We start from the raw sequence: 15,524 nt of genomic DNA, 5'->3' as shown, positions 1-15,524 counted from the left end.
CGTAGTTCTGCTTTGGTTATTTATGAATATCAGGTCAACTTTTAATCTGGGATTGACTCTACTCTAATCAAGTTTGTCTTTCCTGTCATCCCGAAAGGTACCCCAGCTGTGATTACGAAACGCCCACCAGGTTCAGCAAAACCAGTATCGTCTATAGCCCTAAGTGCTTTCTCTATCATTTCATCGGTGGTGTGAAACTCGTTGCTCAAGAAAGGTAATAGCCCCCAAGAAACACTCATTTGTCTAAAGGCTATAACACTTGGGGTGACAGCCAAAACTGGTGCTGTAGGTCTGTAGCGGGAGACCTGAAGAGCTGTTGTTCCTGAGGCGGTGAAAGTCACTATTAGGTCTGCCTTAAGGTTATAGGCCATTTCTACAGCACCGAGCGAAACAGCATCTGCTATGGTTTCTTTCGGTTCGGGGTGATGGTCCCTTACCGATTGGCGATAACGGGAATCAGTTTCGACAGACCTAGCTATCCGATCCATCATCTTTACGGCCTCTATTGGATATGCTCCCACCGCTGTTTCAGCAGAGAGCATAATCGCATCAGTACCGTCATAGATTGCATTTGCCACATCGGAAGCCTCTGCTCGTGTAGGTGTTGGGTTCTCTATCATTGATTCAAGCATTTGAGTAGCAGTTATGACTGGTTTACCTGCTACTGAGCATTCCTGAATTAGTTGCTTTTGAATCATAGGTACCTGCTCAGGGGGCATTTCCACCCCTAGGTCCCCACGGGCCACCATTACACCATCTGCTTCCTGTAATATTTCTGTGAACCGACTTAAAGCCCCGGGTTTTTCGATCTTTGCCATTAACTTTGCTTGGGATTGTGCTTTGTTTAGGTGTTTTCTGGCTAATAAGAGGTCTTCACGGCTCCTTACAAAACTGATAGCAACCCAATCCACCTCGAGTTCAGCACCAAAAAAAAGATCTTCTATATCCTTCTCTGTAAGGGCTGGAATGGAAAGGTCTACTCCAGGTATGTTTATTCCTTTATTATCTGAAAGAGTCCCGCCAATAGAAACTTTAGTAAGAATAACTTTCCCCATAATATCAGTAACTTCTAGGCACATGCGACCATCGTCTAGAAGTAGAGAATCACCAATATTTACGTCAGAGAATAGGGTTTTGTAAGTCACACCAACTCTATCCTCATTACCTGGACTATCGTCATCACAAGTAATGCTGAAGGTTTTGCCTGCTTCTAAAAATATTTTTTCTTTTTCAAACACACCAATACGGATCTTTGGTCCTTGCAGATCTTGCAAAACACCAATCGGTATTCCTAATTTATTTCCTTCATTCCTAATATGTTCGATGTTACTTTTATGAATTTCTCGGTTACCGTGGGAAAAGTTAAGCCGAAATACATTAACTCCAGCTTCAATAAGGTCAACAATGGTCTCTGGGGTACTACTTGCTGGCCCAAGGGTTGCAACAATCTTAGTTTGCCTTACCTCTTTCACTTTGCGAAAGCTCTACTTCCTGGATAAATACTCAAATCACCCAACTCGTGTTCAATTGTTAAAAGTCGATTATATTTTGCTATTCTATCGCTACGACTCCCTGACCCTGTTTTTATTTGCCCAGCATTTGTAGCCACAGCAAGGTCAGCAATAAAAGCATCCTCTGTTTCACCACTTCTATGGCTAATTACGGATTTGTACTTGCCAAGCCTAGCTTGGTCTATGGCGTTCATGGCCTCTGTAAGAGTTCCAATTTGATTGACCTTTATCAGAATCGCATTTGCTATTTTTTCGTCAAGACCCCGTTGCAACCGTGTTACGTTGGTGACGAAAAGATCGTCACCAACGAGTTGACATCGCGCCCCCATCATTTTAGTGAATTCTTTCCATCCTTCCCAGTCGTCCTCTGCAAGCCCATCTTCGATAGAAATTATCGGGTAGCGTTCTACCCAATCTAGCCAGTAACCTGTCATATCTAAGTGGTCAAGAACTCTGCCTTCAGATTCAAGGTGGTATTTCCCATCACGATAAAATTCAGTTGTTGCTGGGTCTAACGCTATAGCTATTTGATCTCCCGGGGTATACCCCGCTAATTCTATGGATTCTAAAATTACTTCTATCGCCTCTTGGTTGTTTTTAAGGTCAGGAGCAAAACCGCCCTCATCACCTACATTGGTGTTATAACCCCGGTTAGTAAGCACTTTTTTCAAGAAATGAAACGTTTCAACCCCTGCCCGAAGAGCTTCCCCGAAGCTCTTAAACTTTATTGGTACCAACATAAATTCTTGCATATCAACACTATTGTCTGCGTGCTTTCCGCCATTTATTACATTCATCATTGGTACTGGTAGTGTGCAGCTTTCTGTGCCTCCCAGGTGCCGATAGAGAGGAATTTTTAGAGCGTTAGCAGCAGCCCTTGCTGCTGCTAACGAAACAGCAAGCATGGCATTTGCGCCTAAACTTGTTTTGTTTTCAGTACCGTCGAGTCTGATCATTGCTTTATCAAGACCGTTCTGATCTAGGACGTCGTAGCCTCGTAGTGCCGGTGCAACGATACTGTTAACGTTATCAACAGCTCTTAAAACGCCTTTACCCATATATCTTGTGCCACCATCACGCAATTCCATGGCCTCATGAGCGCCTGTAGAGGCCCCAGAAGGCACGGTAGCAGTTCCTGTCTGACCTCCCGATGTTTTCACCGTAACGCCAACTGTTGGGTTTCCCCTAGAGTCGAGGAGCTCAAGCGCCCAAATGCTTTCAATACTTGTCATATGTCTCCTTGAAGCTTTTCTCAACTTGCTTTATCCAGTTCTCAATGGGACAACCATTGCTAAGTAGCTTGGATCTTCACTGCTAGCCATAACACTAGGTGTAGAGGTCCCAGAAAAGGAAATTTGTAAATCCCCACTTATGGGACTCAAGGCGTCGGTAAGGTACTTTGCATTATATGCAAGGGCAATTTCCTGGTCATTACCTGTCTGTAAAACATCAATTGCCTCTTGGGAACGGCCGTAACTACCTTCAGCTGTAATTTGTAAAATACCTCCCTTAATAAATAGATCAACTCTATTGTTGGCATTTTTATCCGCCATTAGAGCAACCCTGGAAACAGCCTCGGTAAGAAGTCCTGCATCAACAGAGATGCTCACAGGGAAAGATTTTGGTATTACTTTCTCATAGTCAGGAAAAGAACCATCCATTAAATTTACGTTAATCCGATAAGGTTTAGCCTGAATACTTAAGCGGGAATCAGAAAGATCAAACCGCACTGTACCTTCTGCAAGAAGCCTAACCACTTCATCTATACTTCTTGCAGGAGCAACAACGTCTCCCTTGAGCCCAGTGCTGTAATCGCTATTGTAATATGCGAGACGAAATCCATCGGTGGAGACTGTACGCATCTCTTGTTCTTTAAACTCTATTTTTACGCCCCTAAAGATAGCTTGATAGTCGGCTGTAGCTGCGGCATAACGGACGCTTGACAAAGCTTTTGCTAGCTCTGGTGCTTCCACCTTTCCAACCAATTTTTCACTAAAAGATATGACCGGCGCACTTTCTGAGTCTTCTAGTCTCAGGGTTGTGTCGAAATTACCTGACGACACTACTACTTCCTTATCCCCTAACTTGAGGGTCACCATATCCCCTGGTAAAGAGCCAATTACTTGCGAAAATACGTGACCCGATAAACAAAAACTCCCTGTTCCAGTTACGTCAGCAGGAACAGTAGCTTCTATATCTATTTCCATGTTTGAACCGCTTAAAACAATCGATTTATCAGTAATCTCTGTTTTCAAAAGACCCAACCCAGGATTACTAGCTCTACTGGGAATAATTCGGACAACATTACCAAGACTAGTAACCAATTCCCTTTTTTGTACCTGAACTTCCACCATGATGTCACTCCCGACGAGAGGCCTTTATGCTGATAGCTAACGGGCCACTACGAGCATACCGGAAATAAGCTCTTTATGAACGTAGGAGATAAAATAAGGAAAACATTAATAGTTTAGTTTTAATTGAAAGGTTTATCAGATTTTTAGGAAATATTCACAGATTTGGTTAAATATTACTAACAACTGACTTAGAAAAAATTAATTTTTAGTAATAGTAATAGTAATAGTAGTGGTTGTTTATGTTGGGGAAAAAAGTGTTTTTTGTGTCCACCAACTAAAATAAAGGTATTAAAACTGTGGAAAAGAATGTGCGATCTGTGGATAACTACCTAAGTTTTCTACAGAATTTAACAGGGCGAGTAAAAATAAAATGCTCCCCAAAAATATTCACAGGATTTCTACAGCATTATCCACACGTACTTTTTTACTTAAGGAAACAGGTTGAGGGCCTCTCTAAAAATCAGCTGGTTTAGTAAAGCAACTAAATTACTCGGGTGAATTAACAAAGTAATGAGGTGTTGTTTATAAATATTTAGTCAACCATCAAAATAGTTCTTCTTTAATTTCCAAAATCTTTTTATGTAGATCATTCGTTGTATCTTTGGTTTGTTCTTCAATTTTTTGCACCGCATACATGACGGTTGAGTGATCACGACCAGAAAAAAACTGCCCAATCTCTGGGTAAGAATGAGGAGTAAGCTCTCTAATCAAATACATGGCGACTTGGCGTGCTACAACTAACTCCCGCCTACGGCCTTTTGATTTAAGCTTACCGGGTTCCAAATCAAAGTGGTTTGCAGTGATTCTAAGAATGTCATTCATCGTGAGGTTGATATCGCTTGGTGTAAATACGTCAGACAGTGCTTTTGCAGCTGTTTGGGGAGTCAAATCCTCTTGATTCATGCTGGTATAAACCAATACCCGAAGGAGGGCACCTTCTAATTCCCTAATGTTAGAGGTTACTTGGTGAGCAATGAAGTCTATGACCTCGCTTGGAATTTTTATACCCCGATACTCGGCATTCAACCCTAAGATAGCGATGCGAGTCTCTAAATCTGGGGCTTGGATATCAGTAATTAAGCCCCATTCGAATCGACTACGTAGCCTATTCTCTAGCGTAGGAATGTTCTTAGGTGGGCGATCTGATGACACAACAATCTGTTTGCCGGACTCGTACAGAGCATTAAAGGTATGAAAAAACTCCTCTTGAGTACGTTCTTTCCCAGCAATAAACTGTATGTCATCTACAAGTAAGAGGTCAATAGAACGATAACGATCTCTGAAGGATGTCCTACGGTCTTCTCTTATAGAGCTAATCATTTCATTAGTGAACGCTTCTGTCGTCACATACTCAATGCGTAAGCCAGGAAAAAGATCAGCCACTGAGTGCCCAATTGCTTGCATGAGGTGGGTTTTCCCTAAACCCGTTTCTCCGTAAAGGAACAGTGGGTTGTAGGCTCGGCCGGGAGCCTCAGCAACAGCTAAAGCTGCTGCATGAGATAGGTTGTTATTAGGTCCCACGATAAAATTAGAGAAGATGTATTTTGGGTTAAATAATGGCCTAATATCGGTCGGGTTTTCCTTTTCCTGAGTAGCAAACATGTCTTTTTGTTCGGTGCTTTGGAAAGCGACAACCTGGAATTCTATCCTTGGTGAGTCTGCACCAAGACCCTCGAGTGCTTTCTCGAGAAGATTCCCATAGTGGTTGCGAAGCCAGTCTCTCGCAAAGGAATGAGGAACGCCGATCATAAAGGCACCATTCTCTATTCCAAGAGGTCTAACCTGCTCGAACCAAGTTCTGTACTCTACTTCAGGGATGGCGTTCTTGACATAATCGAGAATATCGTCCCAGATAGCTGTTTCACTGCTCAGCATTGGCCTTTCTTGCCTCTTCCTAATAAGATGTAGTTTCCCTAACTCGTCCCGGTCGGGAAAAGCAGTCTACCAGATGGAAAGAAATACCGTTTCGGTTAACCACTGGTTGCGCTATACTCTATGCGTTCGCGTTGCTTAGTAAACTCCAATACCCCTAGGGGTATTCTTTGTTTATCTGGAGAGGAGTAGTTGTTGTTGAAGGCTGATGTAGTGGTCATAGGGGGTGGTCATGCTGGCATTGAGGCGGCACATGCTGCTGCTAGCCTTGGTGCTAAGGTTGTTATGACAATACCTAACCCTGAGAAAATTGGTCTTATGCCATGCAATCCTGCGATTGGCGGGCCAGGAAAATCTCAACTAGTATTTGAACTTCAAGCTTTGGGTGGAGTAATGGGCCGCCTTGCTGATCAGGCTGCCATTCACACGAGGACGCTCAATGAGAGTAAAGGGCCTGCAGTGAGATCGTTAAGGGTTCAAAATGGCCGCGATGAATACGCCAAAATAGCTCGGCATCTTGTTGAAGGCATTCCGGGTATAGAAATTATTAGGGGTGAAGTAGCTACCCTGGAAACAGAACAGACTAAGGGTCTTAAGTTGAAGGGGATTACGCTCACAGATGGACGCACTATTGAAACTAGCGCTGCAGTCTTGTGTACGGGCACGTTTCTTGCTGGAGTTGTGTGGTACGGCACTAATAAACGAGAAGCCGGGAGACAGGGAGAGCCCCCAGCTAGGCACTTGTCAAAAAGCTTACGAGATACAGGACATAAACTCGTCAGATTTAAAACAGGGACCCCTCCGAGAATTCGAGCACAGTCGGTAGATTTTTCTGTCTTAAGTGTAGTAAATGCTGAGTCTCCCCCTAAATCATTTTCGGGTCAGCCGGGTCCTAACGCGGGTTCTAGTGCTACCTGGATTACCCATACAACCACCGAGACCCATGCTTTGATAGAAGACAATCTTCATAAATCGGCAATGTATGGAGGTATGGTTGAGGGCCAAGGACCAAGATACTGCCCTTCAATCGAAGACAAAGTCGTTCGATTTGCGGATAAAGATCGACATCTTCTTTTTGTAGAGCCGGACGGCTTAGAAACTAGTGAAGTATATCTTCAGGGTTTTTCTAGCTCGATGCCACCCAACTTACAAGACGACATGATTCGAACACTCCCTGGTTTTGAGTCCGCAGAGATACACCGATATGCGTATGCGGTTGAGTACGATGCTCTCGACCCCACGGGACTCGATGTAACTCTTATGTCGAAGGTCGTGGAAGGACTTTTTTCCGCAGGCCAGATAAACGGTACTAGTGGGTATGAAGAAGCCGCAGCGCAAGGGTTGGTTGCAGGAGTGAATTCGGCTAGGTTCTCCCAAAATCAAGAACCTGTGTGGATACCAAGAACAGAGGGTTATATCGGCGTACTTTTGGACGACCTAGTGCGTTGGGGTATAGATGAGCCTTATCGCATGTTGACGTCCAGAAATGAATATCGCCTTCACCATAGGCAAGATAACGCAGCCGAACGACTTACAGAGACAGGGTATTCCTGGGGGCTCGTGGAAAAAAGGGTGCTAGACCAAGAAATAGAAAAAACAGCCAGAATCCATAAAGAATTAGAACGCCTCAAGGCTGTACACTATAAAGGCAAGACAGGCTTATCAATACTATGCAGACCCAAGCATACTTACAAAATGGTTACCGAAATAGTCGGCCTTCCAGAGAATCAATTAAACGAAGACGAAATCGGACGCCTTGAGGTTTTGGCTCGCTACAGCCCATACATTACAAGGGCTATGAATCACCTTAAAGGGCGATCAAAGTTCGAGGGTTTGGTATTAGAGGGCATCGATTATTGGCACGTGCCAAGCATGTCCAGTGAAGGATCAGAGGTTCTACAAAAGCATAAGCCGAGAACCTTAGGGGCAGCTCAGCGCCTGAGGGGTGTCAGGGATAGCGACATCACTGCCTTGTTAGTTCACTTGAGGGCACGTTAATTAAAAAGTGTTTCACGTGAAACACTTTTCTCAGAAAAGAATTTCCCAATATAAGAGCTTAATTGGCAGATTTAAAGACAGCCTGGACCTTATGTCCGAAAGTGCTTACGAAAATATCGACCAGCACCTTTCAGATGCAAAGGCAGTTGCTAGGGCTATTCAAAACTCGGTTCACCTCCCCCGCCGCATTCTTGATTTGGGCTCTGGTGTTGGGTTGCCGGGTGTTGTAATCTCAATTCTTTTGCCGGACACAACAGTCATCTTGGCCGAGAGAAGGCGCCGGAGAGGCGCTTTTCTTGAGATTGCTAGGTCTCAGCTTGATTTGAGAAACACAGAGGTGTTTTTGGGTGACGTGAGGCATTTGGGAGGCGAGAACTATGAAGTAATTACGGCGTTGGCGTTTGGGGCTCTTACCAAAATATATAACTCCACCCTACATCTACACACTGAGGACATAACGATCATTAGTCGTAAATCCGCTGATTGGATTCTTGAGCTAGAGCAACTAGAGGATCATTTGGGAGTAAAAGCAAAAATGACTAAAGAAAGGTCATTGGGGACCCATGGTAGGCTTATTACTGTCCAAATACCTGGGGGTATCGAATACCAATAGTAGGCATCATTAACCAAAAGGGTGGGGTGGGCAAGACCACTACAGCGGTAAATCTTGCTGCCGCTATTGCGCGAATACACTCAGTTTTGTTGATTGACATGGACCCTCAGGCCAATGCTAGTAGTGGGTTAGGGATCTTAAATCCACAAAAGACCGTTTATGATGTATTGATTGGTAATGCAACAGCAGAAACAATAGTATCTGAGACTTCTTTACCTGGCCTAGACATTCTTGCTTCCTCCCCCGAGCTTGCTGGAGCAGCTATGGACTTAGATACTAATACAGAGAACATGCTTCTGTTATCTAAAGCCCTTATAGTCACTAGGTCCAAATATGACTTCATAGTTTTGGATGCACCTCCATCGATAGGAGCCCTGACTCTTAATGTTTTGGCGGCCGCCGATCACTTAATTATACCGTTGCAAGCGGAATACTATGGTTTGGAGGGAATTGCACACATGATGGATACAATAACCAGAGTTCAGGGTTCTTTGAATCCAAGCCTAACAGTCTTGGGGATTTTGCTTACAATGTTTGACTCTAGGACAAGGTTGTCTGTACAGGTTGAAGAAAATGTCCGGCAGCACTTTGGGCCCCTAGTGTTCAAAGCTGTTATACCTAGGAGTGTTCGTTTGGCGGAGGCCCCGTCTTTTGGACAGCCGGCTTTAGAATTTGCTCCGATCTCTAGTGGGGCTAAAGCGTATCAAGCATTATCCAGGGAGGTTATCGAGCGTGTCAGCCAAACCTAGAGGTTTAGGACGAGGACTAGACGATTTGCTGCCTAAAGTAGAGAAGGGTATAAGGAAAATCTCGCTTCAACAGCTAAATGTTTCACCACTACAGCCGCGAAGGACGTTAGACAACGCTGCTATTTCTGAGTTAGCCGCTTCAATCCAGCGTCAGGGTGTATTGCAACCAATACTAGTTCGTGAAGTTGGCACAGGTTTTGAGATTATAGCTGGTGAACGAAGATATAGGGCTGCAAAGAGAGCTGGATTATCGGAAGTCCCAGTGATAGTTAAAAAACTTTCTGACCAACAAGCGCTAGAAATAGCCATTGTCGAGAATTTACAAAGGGAAGATTTAAATCCTGTGGACGAAGCCCGTGCGTTCGAGAGGCTATTGGCATTCGGGCTAACGCAGGAAAAAGTTGCTAAGGCGGTTGGGAAAAGTAGAAGTGCTGTAGCAAATACACTTCGATTGCTAAGTTTGCCGCAAAGCTGCCTTGACGCAGTTGTTGAAGGTAGAATATCTGCCGGCCATGCTAGAGCCTTGTTGTCCCTTGATGAGGATGAAAGAGACTGGGCTTTAGATCAGGTTGTCGCTCGACAATTAAGTGTTCGCGAGACCGAGAAGCTTCGGCAACCTAAAGTAGCGCGCCCAATGGAAAATATTAACCAACCTTATGCTGATCTAGAAAGAGGTTTGACTAGACACATTAGTACTCAAGTAACAATTCGCGGAGAAAAAAGGGGAAAAATTGAACTTCACTTTCACTCAAGGGACGAGCTAGAAAGACTAATCGAACTTCTAGGTTATGTCCCATAGTGTTTCACGTGAAACAAAAACTTTGGTCATCTTTTAGGGTAAATTTGGAGGCGACATAATGAGGGAAGCTGTTCGTGTGGCTGTAACAGGCGGCGCTGGCCAGATTGGGTACTCTCTTTTGTTCAGGATAGCATCAGGTGATATTTTTGGTCTCGACCAACCAGTAAGGCTTCAGCTGCTTGAAATCCCACAAGCCATGGATGCCCTCATGGGCACGGTAATGGAGTTGGATGACTGTGCGTTCCCATTGCTTAGCAATGTGAGTGCCTCTGATCAACCCGGGGAAGTGTTTAGTGGCGCCCAACACGCGATATTAGTAGGTTCAAGGCCTCGTGGCCCAGGTATGGAGAGAAAGGATCTTCTTGAGGCTAATGGCGCTATATTTTCTGTGCAGGGTCAAGCGCTAAACGAAAACGCGGATAGGAAGGTGCGGGTTCTTGTGGTGGGAAATCCCGCAAACACGAACGCCTTGATCGCAATGAACCATGCTCCTGGTATTCCTCCTGAACAATTTTCGGCAATGACCAGACTTGATCATAATCGAGCTGTTTCCCAACTTGCGGTTAAGACTGGTTTTAATACGGCCGAAATTAGGAGAATGATTATTTGGGGAAATCATTCCGATACGCAGGTTCCTGATATTTCACATGCAGTGGTTGCCGAAGAGTCGGCGACTGCATTAGTAAAACAATCTTGGGTGTCAGAGGAATTTATTCCTAATGTACAGAAGCGGGGGGCGGCGATTATTGACGCCCGCGGTCTTTCTAGCGCTGCTTCCGCTGCTTCCGCCGTCGTTGATCATATGCGGAATTGGATATTTGGTACGCCAAAGGGTGATTGGGTGAGCATGGGAGTGCCAAGTAAAGGAGAGTACGGTATTTCTAAAGGCTTAATATACTCCTTTCCTGTAACAGTTGAAAATGGAGTAGTTGCTGTAGTTAAAGGCTTGGCGGTTTCTGATGACGTCCGACGTCGAATGGAAGTTTCGGAATTAGAACTACTGGAAGAACGAACAACTGTTAAAGGCCTTCTCGGGTAGAGGGGGATATCACCTAGATTGTGCTCTACAATACAATCTAGGTGCAAGTTGAGGTAGGTAAGCAAAAAATAGGTTCAGGAAAACATCGGACATAAATAGCAGAAGTTAATGCGCAACCGGGGTTGTGGTGGGGGTTGCGCACCGATGAAAGACCACGATCCCCTGTTTTTACGGGTTGTGGTGAGGGTTGTGCAGGAAAGTGCTGGGATCGGGTGAAATAGAGCGGGGGATATTTGTTCAAAGTTAAGTCTCGGTGTTTTTAGAGTATTAAAAAGTGTTCTAATGTGCGCTGGATTAAGGAAAAATTTAGCGGTTATTTGGGGCGTGTGGTACGATTGATAAGTCTTATGGAAGTACGAAAAGACTCGCTTCGTAATTTGCTTAAACGGTACGGGCTAAGGTACAGCGCTCCGAGGGCAAGTATTTTGCAGTTGTTCCGGGAGGCACCACGACATGTTAGCGCAGAAAGCCTCTATCTGGAACTGAAGCGCCGTGGTGGGCATTTGAGCCTATCGACCGTTTATCTGAATCTAAGTGTGCTTTCTGATGCCGGCTTGTTGCGAAAGTTTAAGGGCGTCTCAGGCGAGACAATATACGATAGTAATTTACAGCCGCACGACCATCTTTTGTGTGAACGGTCAGGTGAGGTTGTAGATTTGCCGGAGATAGAAATTAATGGTGTCCCGCTCGGTCGTTATTTGAAAGAACGAATCGAGAAGGAGACTGGTTGGCAAGTACGTGAGCCTAGGTTGGAATTCAGGGGCCTTGCTCCTGAAAAAAGATCTTAAGTCAAAAAGAGAAAGTGTGCTTTTTCCGCTTCACAAAGAGTGCCTAACGAAATACGGTGAGATAAGTCGTCCATTATGAGGGTAACCACGATCTTTACGAAAATGTTGTTTTAAAACAGCTTGAAGATATAGCCCAACTGAAAAATTGCGAGGCAATCCAACGCTCGGTCTGGGGATTTTCTGATACTGAAGTTGTTTCTCGAGCACTAATGCAGGCGGTTGTCCATGGTGGTGGTTTAGCTGCGGGTGCTTTCGTTAAAGAGGAACTAGTTGGTTTTGTGTTTGGAATTATTGTTCTTGATAGAGGTGAACCGGGTCTCCACTCCCACATGCTGGGGGTGCTGCCTGCATTTCGTGGAATGCGGATTGGTCAAGACTTAAAGTGGTTTCAGCGAGAATGGTGTTTGAATTGCGGAATAAACTGGGTTAGTTGGACTTTTGATCCAATGCAAGCGCGAAACGCCAAATTAAACCTTGAGCATCTTGGCTCATATGGTTACGAGTACCTCCCAAATTTCTACGGAGAACTTGGTGGAAAACTTAATGCTGGTTTACCCACGGATAGATTGCTGGTCCGTTGGGATCTAACGTCTGATGAAGTTGCAAAACTTGCTTTGGGCGAGGTGCGGCGTCAACCGCCTAGGGATTTATTATCGGTAGGAGAAGGATCAAGTCGGCAACTAGACCTTGATACTGAGTGGGTGAGGATATCTATTCCTGAAGATATTAGCCACCTTAAATTACATGATGCAGACAAAGCACTTTTTCATCAAAAAGAACTTCAATGCGTCATGGAGAAATACATGGCTCGTGGTTATATCCCCAATCGGTTTCTGGAGGGAGGTTACTGGCTAAAAAAAACAAAGTAGAAAATGGATAATATTGTTCTAAACACTGTTTATAGAACTAATTAATAAGCTAACGCCATACAAAAAATACTTTAATCAACAATGGATTTCCTCACTCCCCGTACCATCAAACCACGCATCTCATTGTTCTTTCTAGCGCTGTAGGAGGTCTTCTCTGCCCCAGTTACTTGATAATCTGCCTCCGTAAGGTCCGCCGCTATAGCGCGGCTTATAAACCCAGTACTTCCTGTTACTAGAACCTTTTCTATAGCTCAACAGCCTCTATAGGTGCATTTCAAAGCAGGAACAAATTTGGGTAAGACAGACAGCAGCATTCCTTACTCCATAGGGTAAGTGATTCCCCATAGCTGCCTTGCCTGGTCCATCGTTTCAGCTATAGCAAGTGTGTCCCTTAATGGCATAATGGGTGATTCCAATTCTCCAACCCGTAAATGCTCGCTGACAGCCAAAGCTTCGTAACTGAAGCCATGTAGCGGAGTCTCTATGTCGAAGAATTCAGGCTTCTCACCATTCCGATTTACGGTGAAGTTAGATGGTGACCACCAGTTAGGATGCAGATCGATCCAACCATCCACGCCAATCAGGGTAGCTCGGTGGGGCGTATTTAAACGGATGGCTGTTAAAAGAGTAGAAAGCTCGCCACCAGCGTGCCGCAGTACGAGTGCAGCCTCTTCATCAACACCAGTAGGTGCTAGATTTGCAAACCCTGAGACATCACTCGGAGGGCCAAAAAACATATGGGCTAGTGCTATTGAGTAAACGCCGACATCGAGGAGAGCTCCACCACCGAGTGATGGGTCAAAAAGGCGATGTTTAGAGTCGTAGTTGGTACGGAAACCAAAGCTGGCTTGTAATGCCCTTGGATTGCCAATTACGCCTTCTTCTAATAATTCTCGAATCCTAACAATGTGGGGTAGGAAGCGGGTCCACATTCCCTCCATCAGAAACAATTGCTGGCGTTTAGCTAGTTCCATAGCTCGCCGGGCCTCTTGTGCGTTAATGGCGAACGGTTTTTCGCATAGGACATGTTTACCGGCACTCAGGCAGAGAATAACGTTATCGACATGCATTGGGTGGGGGGTGCTGATATAGATAATGTCAATATTGGGGTCGTCGACAAGCGCTTCGTAACTAGCATAGTGTTTTGGGATGCCAAATTGTTCACCGAAGCCCCGAGCTGTTTTTTCTGTTCGTGATCCTACAGCCTCCAACTCAATGCCTGGAAGGTCTTTCAGTCCCTGCGCAAAGCTTTTTGCGATATTGCCGGTGCCTAGGATGCCCCATCGAATTGTTTTGGTCATACCCAACTTTAACCGAAGCACGTTAAGGGCGTGTTGAGAGCTAATAAGGGTTACGCTCCCTCTTGTAAGTAACCCTGCCGGGATTTATGTTGGTTTTGGAGGAGGGCTTTAATTATGGCTGATGTCCACAAGCGGCCCAACATTCTGCTCTTTAATCCTGACCAATGGCGTGCAGATGTCATGGGCCATTTCGGTAATCCGGCAGCCGTTACACCTACGCTGGATGGTTTTGCCGAAACTGATGCTACTTCATTCTCTAACGCTTTCTGTCAGAACACAGTCTGTACTCCAAGTCGCTGCTCTTTCATGACAGGTTGGTATCCCCACGTACGTGGTCACCGAACGATGCATCACATGCTCCGACCCGACGAACCGATGATTTTGAAGACCCTAAAGGAAGAAGGGTATTTCGTGTGGTGGGGAGGCAAAAATGATGTAGTGCCTGCCCAGAATAGCTTCGATGCTTATTGTGATTTGAAGTACACCCCGCCTGATACTGTTTTACGGCCACTCCAACCCTCATTGCATCAAGCTGATGCTTGGCGGGGAGACCCTGATGGAGATAATTATTTCTCGTTTTATGCGGGTCGTGTACCGATTCCTCAAGGTGACAACGTCTACTTTGACCGTGACTGGGCAAATGTTGAAGGTGCAATTGATTTCATCAACAATCCTCCCTCTAGCCAACCCTTTTGCATCTACTTGCCCCTCACATACCCGCACCCTCCATATGGTGTGGAGGAGCCATGGCACGGGATGATTGATCGAGCGGCATTACCACCTAGGATTCCTACTCCTGAGAGTTGGGTCGACAAGCCGAGTATTCTGAGTCGGCTTGCTCAAGGCCAAAGGCTGGAGGGTTGGACTGAGGATCGTTGGAATGAACTCCGAGCGACCTATTATGGGATGTGTGCTCGGGTTGATTTTCAGTTTGGCAAGGTTCTAGAAGCTTTAAGGCTCTCCGGTATGTATGACGACACGGCAATCTTTTTCTTTTCGGATCATGGTGATTTTACTGGCGATTATGGCCTGGTGGAAAAAACCCAGAACACTTTCGAAGATGTCCTTACAAGGGTGCCATTCCTAATTAAGCCACCCTCATGGCTGCCAGTAACACCTGGAGTCAGTGATGCCCTTATTGAGTTGGTTGACCTTCCTGCAACTATTGAGGCCCTCGCAGGAATACAGCCTCGGCACGACCATTTCGGATGTTCTCTCTTGCCTTTAGTAGCTGGGGAGACCCTTGAACACAGGGAAACTGTTTTTTGTGAGGGTGGTCGTCGTCACTATGAAACTCAGGCTATGGAACACGAATCTAACTCAGCTGGTACAGATGGACTGTACTCTCCTCGGCTCAATTGGCAGGTTCAGGAAGGACCTGAGCATACTAAAGCCCTGATGTGTAGATCGAAGCACTATAAGTACGTTATGCGTTTGTATGAGACTGATGAACTCTACGACCTAAGTTCCGATCCAGGGGAGGAAAAGAACCGTATCGAAGATCCCGTTCTTAGTTCTGTGCTAAAAGATCTACGGGGTCGAACAACTCGGTTTTTGCTTGAAACTGCTGACGTTGTACCTTACGAAACAGACCTTCGGGGTTGAGTTAGCAAAAAATAAGGCCCCGGAGG

13 protein-coding genes are annotated in these 15,524 nt (G+C 45.3%); 8 read left to right on the top strand and 5 right to left on the bottom strand.

The annotated features are described in order from the left end of the window. Window positions 1–41 precede the first annotated feature (41 nt). From pyk to CMO31_04520, 4 genes are all read right to left on the bottom strand, one after another. Window positions 42–1,472 carry a pyruvate kinase gene (gene pyk / locus CMO31_04535; protein ID MAZ53268.1) on the bottom strand — a complete coding sequence of 477 codons (1,431 nt, stop codon included), beginning with the start codon at window positions 1,470–1,472 and terminating at the stop codon, window positions 42–44. Then, entirely contained in the window at window positions 1,469–2,743 is a 1,275-nt protein-coding gene (locus CMO31_04530; protein MAZ53267.1) for a phosphopyruvate hydratase, read from the bottom strand. Before CMO31_04530 ends, pyk begins: the two co-directional genes overlap by 4 nt. A 30-nt stretch (window positions 2,744–2,773) precedes the next feature. Further along, a complete protein-coding gene (gene dnaN, locus CMO31_04525; protein ID MAZ53266.1) occupies window positions 2,774–3,865 on the bottom strand; it encodes a DNA polymerase III subunit beta in 1,092 nt (363 codons plus the stop codon). A gap of 543 nt (window positions 3,866–4,408) precedes the next feature. After that, the gene (locus CMO31_04520; GenBank protein MAZ53265.1) at window positions 4,409–5,740 is read right to left on the bottom strand and encodes a chromosomal replication initiator protein DnaA; all 1,332 of its coding nucleotides are present in this window, start codon (window positions 5,738–5,740) and stop codon (window positions 4,409–4,411) included. Between the two features lie 192 nt (window positions 5,741–5,932). On the opposite strand from CMO31_04520, the gene CMO31_04515 reads away from it, so the two are divergent. The 7 genes from CMO31_04515 (at window position 5,933) to CMO31_04485 (ending at window position 12,592) form a co-directional block, all read left to right on the top strand. Continuing rightward, window positions 5,933–7,735, top strand: coding sequence for a tRNA uridine-5-carboxymethylaminomethyl(34) synthesis enzyme MnmG (locus tag CMO31_04515; protein ID MAZ53264.1), 1,803 nt, complete (start codon window positions 5,933–5,935; stop codon window positions 7,733–7,735). A 40-nt stretch (window positions 7,736–7,775) separates the two neighbouring features. Then, window positions 7,776–8,348, top strand: a complete 573-nt coding sequence (locus tag CMO31_04510; protein MAZ53263.1) for a hypothetical protein — start codon at window positions 7,776–7,778, stop codon at window positions 8,346–8,348. Next, entirely contained in the window at window positions 8,339–9,097 is a 759-nt protein-coding gene (locus CMO31_04505) for a chromosome partitioning protein (protein MAZ53262.1), read from the top strand. Before CMO31_04510 ends, CMO31_04505 begins: the two co-directional genes overlap by 10 nt. Further along, window positions 9,081–9,896: a chromosome partitioning protein ParB gene (locus tag CMO31_04500; protein MAZ53261.1), complete on the top strand. Its 816-nt coding sequence runs from the start codon at window positions 9,081–9,083 to the stop codon at window positions 9,894–9,896. The genes CMO31_04505 and CMO31_04500 overlap by 17 nt, the downstream gene beginning before the upstream one ends. A 58-nt stretch (window positions 9,897–9,954) precedes the next feature. Next, window positions 9,955–10,935: a malate dehydrogenase gene (locus CMO31_04495; protein ID MAZ53260.1), complete on the top strand. Its 981-nt coding sequence runs from the start codon at window positions 9,955–9,957 to the stop codon at window positions 10,933–10,935. Between the two features lie 347 nt (window positions 10,936–11,282). Next, on the top strand, window positions 11,283–11,723 hold the full coding sequence (locus CMO31_04490) for a transcriptional repressor (protein MAZ53259.1): 441 nt from the start codon (window positions 11,283–11,285) through the stop codon (window positions 11,721–11,723). Between the two features lie 209 nt (window positions 11,724–11,932). Then, on the top strand, window positions 11,933–12,592 hold the full coding sequence (locus CMO31_04485; GenBank protein MAZ53258.1) for a GNAT family N-acetyltransferase: 660 nt from the start codon (window positions 11,933–11,935) through the stop codon (window positions 12,590–12,592). Between the two features lie 317 nt (window positions 12,593–12,909). On the opposite strand, the gene CMO31_04480 is transcribed toward CMO31_04485, so the two are convergent. Then, entirely contained in the window at window positions 12,910–13,893 is a 984-nt protein-coding gene (locus CMO31_04480) for a dehydrogenase (protein MAZ53257.1), read from the bottom strand. Between the two features lie 114 nt (window positions 13,894–14,007). Here CMO31_04480 and CMO31_04475 point away from each other — a divergent pair, with 114 nt between their 5' ends. Continuing rightward, the gene (locus tag CMO31_04475; GenBank protein MAZ53256.1) at window positions 14,008–15,498 is read left to right on the top strand and encodes an arylsulfatase; all 1,491 of its coding nucleotides are present in this window, start codon (window positions 14,008–14,010) and stop codon (window positions 15,496–15,498) included. The last annotated feature ends 26 nt before the right edge of the window (window positions 15,499–15,524 follow it).

This window comes from Trueperaceae bacterium (genome assembly GCA_002707365.1).
GTDB lineage: Bacteria > Deinococcota > Deinococci > Deinococcales > Trueperaceae > UBA6957.
This window is presented reverse-complemented; position numbering and strand designations above follow the sequence as displayed.